At 45.8% G+C, this 1,605-nt stretch carries 2 protein-coding genes; both read right to left on the reverse strand.

Going from position 1 to position 1,605, the window contains the following annotated elements:
* Nucleotides 1-61 precede the first annotated feature (61 nt).
* Nucleotides 62-523, reverse strand: coding sequence for a hypothetical protein (locus GHN92_RS24310; RefSeq protein WP_256666562.1), 462 nt, complete (start codon nucleotides 521-523; stop codon nucleotides 62-64).
* Between the two features lie 26 nt (nucleotides 524-549).
* On the reverse strand, nucleotides 550-1,149 hold the full coding sequence (locus GHN92_RS24315) for a hypothetical protein (protein ID WP_256666563.1): 600 nt from the start codon (nucleotides 1,147-1,149) through the stop codon (nucleotides 550-552).
* Nucleotides 1,150-1,605 lie beyond the last annotated feature (456 nt).

Raw genomic sequence — 1,605 nt, forward strand, 5'->3', positions numbered from 1 at the left:
GATTTCTGACCAAGCCAGCGTTTTTTGAACCTCAACCAAGGAGGGCATCAAAAATCGCTGACTACTTCAGACCTTCCCTAAGCACTAGAGGATCTTCTGAAACCATGAGCGGCAAGGTAAACTTTGACATCCCAAAAATTCGCACTAAGACACGTCTATTATCACGAACAGTATCGCGACAATGTAGAGCTCGTACATTATTAATAACGATGGCTGACTCCTGCGTCAGCACATGTTTAAAAGGCGTCGCACTTGCAACACTCCGACACAATGCCTCATACGCATTTTTAACGTATAATGAGGCCCTCTCATCCACCGAAAAGCGATAGGAATTAAAACGAGCTGCAAAACCAACTTTTTGATCGAATTCTAGAATTGAAACATTACATCCATCCTCTCCTTTGCCGCTAACAAAAGAGTCACTGCGCGTGAACTTGAAATTCCCTGTGGTCAAGGCTAGACAATGGACTACGCCAATCTCATCGAGTAACGGGGTGAGCGGAATGACCGAGGTTGGCTCCATGCACGGATTCCATAGCGCCGACAGTATCAAGGATGCGGGAGAAGGGGAGTGCCCATCCTTCGCTTGCATGGCACACCAATAGGGCGCTTCCGTATGGGCACCCAGTGCAATCCCGAATGCGAACTCAGCTCTGTGACTTGCGGCTCAGCATTTATTTTATTATGTCCTCCGCCCTTGAAGTTGGCGACTAACCGTACCAGCCTCCCTTCGTTATCTATATCATAAGCAAAGGCGTCATTACCCACCAACTTCAACAAAATTTGATTGCGTGAGGCCAAGCGCAATACGTCTCGACTTTGCTCCAACGTGGCCAATCCAGGCAGTTCATCTGGAGGCGCCATATCAGTTACTTTTTGCATTCCTTCAAATATCAATAAAGAAACGCACCCATCAGAATAAGCATCCAGCAACTTACGCTGCCCTTTCGATAACAAGAGCCTCAACTTGGCAGCTGCAATTGATGCCCTGGAGTTCACACCCATTACCTGCGGCCCACCCAGTGCGGCCAGATCGTCGGAAAACAATTGAAGCAGACTGGATTGCTGAAGAGTAAAGTGAAAAACCTCAATTTCCTTTAAGGATGACAAAGCTTTTTTTCCGTGCAGAACGCTTATTGAGTCGATCATTAACACGCACCTATAGCAAAGGACTTCGCACGTACAATTATGGACGAACTTCCACTGCCAACAAACAACCAGACAACAAAAAACGCCTAATCAGAAACATCCTACTCACCATCGCACCCACATCCCACGCTAGTATTTCTCCAGCTTTCATATGCAAGGCATTCAGCACCATAACCACTACGCAAGAAGAGCTTGATAAACATCTGGAATAACCAACATAAAAGCAGCACCAAAACCCCGCAACAAACACTCCTATTTATTACAAAAAAATACAATTCAAATCAAACCCAAGCGAATTCAATATAACTGCCCTATTCAACACACACTATGATTCGTTAACTTTAACCTTCGTACCAGGCGAGTATTTTGGCGATCAGTAACTAGGCTCTGTACGTAAAGTATTGTCGCAAGCACCGCATAGCGCAGGCCAATGAGACCATCGCCGCAAAACTTGTT

The sequence above is a fragment of the Pseudomonas sp. FSL R10-2964 genome (genome assembly GCF_009600035.1).
GTDB lineage: Bacteria > Pseudomonadota > Gammaproteobacteria > Pseudomonadales > Pseudomonadaceae > Aquipseudomonas > Aquipseudomonas bubulae.